Genomic DNA, 3,255 nt, shown 5'->3' on the forward strand with positions numbered 1-3,255 from the left:
ACAAAAAGCCCTTCTATTTTTGAAGGGCTTTTTGTTATTTTATTCTAAACGTGCGTTAAATCCAATCAAATTTCACCAGTCCTAAGTCCCTGCTCTAATTGATCTTTCGCAGCAAGATAATTGCCATGTAACTTCTTGGATAAAGGGATCGAAGCTGAAGATGCTAGTAATTCAATATCATAGCCACCTTTAGTCTCCTTCTCCTTGCTTGAACTGACAGTTTTCACATATTTCAAGTTAACAATAAAGCTTTTATGAGACCGGAATACATTGTACGAGCACTGCGAGAGCATCTCTGTTAATGTAGTTTTGGTTTGCAGTACTTGGTTATCCGATAAATAAATATTGCTTACATACTTATTAATTTCTTCAACATACATCATCATTTCTTCAGCAATTTCATATTCTCTAAAATTATGTACATAATTAATCCATTTGATATTTGTAGACTGGATAGCAGCTTTATCGATTGCAGATAATAGATTGGCCCGGACCCGATGTTTTACTTCCTCAATAGCATTTATTAACTTATTCTCGTCGAACGGCTTCATTAGAAAACCAACAAAATTAAGCTCAAATCCCGTTAAAAGAACCGATTTCATAGAAATAGATTCCATGTTATTATCCGAAAATTGTCCGGTAATAACGATGATTTGAGGTTTCGCCACGAAGATCTCTTTAGGTGCAGAGATGCCATCACGTTTGTGCAGACCAATATTAAACGGAGGAGTGGTCTGAATTTCCGCGGTAGCTTCATATAGAAATGGACCCTCTCCATGATTGGGTAGAAGCAATCATAAAATCGTAATGGCCACACAAAAGGGGTTCGTTCACACTTTGTGGTGTGAGCCTTTTTTCGTTTGGCAGCTTCAGGCTTACTGGCAGCCATTAATATATGGAGTGGGAAATGAAGCACTGCATTTCAGTTTTTAAGAACCTCATAATACGAACGGCATAGCATAGCGTTATTCCTACAAATCTTGTAATTTTATAAAAGCACGATTATAATAATACATAGATATACGATGTATAGAAAGGAGAACCATATGAAGATAAACAAAGAATTGATGAAGGGTAGCACAGTCACATTAATTTTAACGCTGCTTGGGAGGAAAAACATGTATGGATATGAGATGACGAAGGAAATTGAGCGGAAGTCAGAAGGCCTTTTTACGTTTAAAGAAGGGACGCTATACCCAATCTTACATACACTTGAGGTCGAACGGCTTGTGGAAGCTTATTGGAACGAGGAGGGTGGCCGTAAGCGCAAGTATTATCAGATTACAGAAGAAGGACGCAAACAGCTCGGTGAAAAGCAGCGGGAATGGTCTGTGTTCCGTAGAACGGTTGATCGCGTCATCGGGGAGGAGCATATATGAGCCAAAGTTTGGGACGTCATCCTGAAGTAATCGCCTATCTAGATAGAGTATGCTCACAAGTAAAGGCTAAAGAAACTCACGAGGAAATTAGGCTTGAGATACTCAGCCATCTGGAAGAGTTAACTGTTGAAAAGGTTGAGCATTTTGAACGGACCAAAGAAGTGGCAATTGAAGAATCACTACGGCAAATGGGCAATCCTGATCAGGTTGGTAAGCAATTAAATGAAGCACATAAACCAAGGCCTGAATGGAGTGTTATCACGTTAGTTACAGGTATGATCGTTATTGGGCTCGTCTCATTATTTACCTTGCAACTTTCTCTAGGTAGTGAACTACTTCTTGGTCGCAAGCTTTTATGTGGTTTTATGGGAATCGCGACCATGTGCTTACTTTATTTTGTAAATTATCGAGTGTTGTTGCGCTATTCCTGGCCTTTGTACGGAGTAACTTTGCTACTCATGGCATCAACTCACTTTCAAGGTATCCCAGTAAATGGCGCTGTTCAATGGCTTAATATTGGCCCATTCGGATTAAATGTATATGCGGCTTCTCCTTATTTACTTATTATCGCCATTGCCGGCATACTACAAAGAGAAAATCCGCCGAAAAAGGGGATTGCTCAGCAAACTCTGTCGCTAACAAAAGATGTGGTCATCTATATAACTTTTTCTTGCTGGAATCGCTGCTCTGATTCTCATGCTCATTCCGGTACTCTTTGGTCACTCATTCGATTCTTTTTGGCAACGGGTTACCGCCTTTCTTCATCTGGAAGCGTTTGCGGAAAGCGAGGGCTACATGACATTACGCTCCGTGGAAGTCATTCAATCTGGGGGAATGTGGGGGCAAGGCTTCGGCGTTTTTTTCAGAAAGCTACCTAATATGTCGAGTGATTTAATGTATTCATATTTGGTTTACAGCCTGGGCTGGGTGTTTGGAATCGCCATAGCTACAATATCGCTGCTGTTCATCTTACGAACCACCCGTATGGGTGTAAAGCTTAAGGACGACTATGCCAAAGGCTTAGTTGTGGGCTTAACTACAGTATTGGGTATTCAATTAGTGTGGAATTTATTGATGTGTACAGGTTTACTACCAATTCTCGGGATTAGGTTACCGATTATGAATTGGAGCTCTGGCACCATAATTGAGTTAGCGACAGTTGGACTAATGCTGGGTGCTTACAGGCGAAAAGATATGATTATGTATAACCAGGGAACATCCTTAACCGTCTATTAAACTAAAACTCTATCTAGTACAGAATGTTCTAAAAAGAGAAAACCATTCGTAAGGTTGATGAAAATCATAATGGTTACTCAAACTAGTTTGATAAACCAGATGGCTACGATGATATATATAAAGCAACCTCTTTCCTTTTAGGGATAGAGGTTGTTTTCTTTAATAAAATCTTAATTGGTACATTTTTCATTTTATGTTAATATACCATTTAATTACTATATATTGGTTAATAACTATGATAATATTTGGAAGTAGTATAAATAATACAATATTGGGAGGAAATACAATTGAAAAAAGTAGCACTAACATTAGCAGCAATCATCGGAGCACTCGCAGTTGCCACATCAGCACAAGCATCTACTATTAACACACCAGCACAACCATCGGCAGTATCCACAGCAGATAACATCTTTAAACCTGCTGCAAGTTATTATGTTAGTGATATAACACAAAATTACAATACAAGTTCTTATCCAACTTCTCAGGATGTTCCTTCCAGCTATTTCTTTTATGACTATACAAGAGGTATGGGTGGGAATTTAAGTCTCTACCAATTATTTAATAGAGGTACATATTGGGAAGCGCATTATCAAGGTTATGTTCACGACTAATAAGTAAAGGCGAGAGCAGGGCCCCTAGT

At 38.9% G+C, this 3,255-nt stretch carries 4 protein-coding genes and 1 pseudogene; 4 read left to right on the forward strand and 1 reads right to left on the reverse strand.

What is annotated here, in order from left to right; genetic code table 11:
- Positions 1-65: 65 nt before the first annotated feature.
- On the reverse strand, positions 66-668 hold the full coding sequence (locus AC1DUA_RS35170; RefSeq protein ID WP_477504151.1) for a LytR/AlgR family response regulator transcription factor: 603 nt from the start codon (positions 666-668) through the stop codon (positions 66-68).
- 378 nt (positions 669-1,046) lie between these two features.
- On the opposite strand from AC1DUA_RS35170, the gene AC1DUA_RS35175 reads away from it, so the two are divergent.
- The 4 genes and pseudogenes from AC1DUA_RS35175 (at position 1,047) to AC1DUA_RS35190 (ending at position 3,226) form a co-directional block, all read left to right on the forward strand.
- On the forward strand, positions 1,047-1,379 hold the full coding sequence (locus AC1DUA_RS35175) for a PadR family transcriptional regulator (protein WP_477504152.1): 333 nt from the start codon (positions 1,047-1,049) through the stop codon (positions 1,377-1,379).
- A gap of 188 nt (positions 1,380-1,567) precedes the next feature.
- Positions 1,568-2,020 (forward strand): annotated as a pseudogene (locus tag AC1DUA_RS35180) (FtsW/RodA/SpoVE family cell cycle protein); the annotation flags it as partial.
- Between the two features lie 55 nt (positions 2,021-2,075).
- Positions 2,076-2,615, forward strand: coding sequence for an FtsW/RodA/SpoVE family cell cycle protein (locus AC1DUA_RS35185; protein WP_477504153.1), 540 nt, complete (start codon positions 2,076-2,078; stop codon positions 2,613-2,615).
- A 287-nt stretch (positions 2,616-2,902) separates the two neighbouring features.
- Positions 2,903-3,226 carry a hypothetical protein gene (locus tag AC1DUA_RS35190; protein WP_477504154.1) on the forward strand — a complete coding sequence of 108 codons (324 nt, stop codon included), beginning with the start codon at positions 2,903-2,905 and terminating at the stop codon, positions 3,224-3,226.
- The last annotated feature ends 29 nt before the right edge of the window (positions 3,227-3,255 follow it).

The organism is Paenibacillus sp. 01T422 (assembly GCF_056398785.1).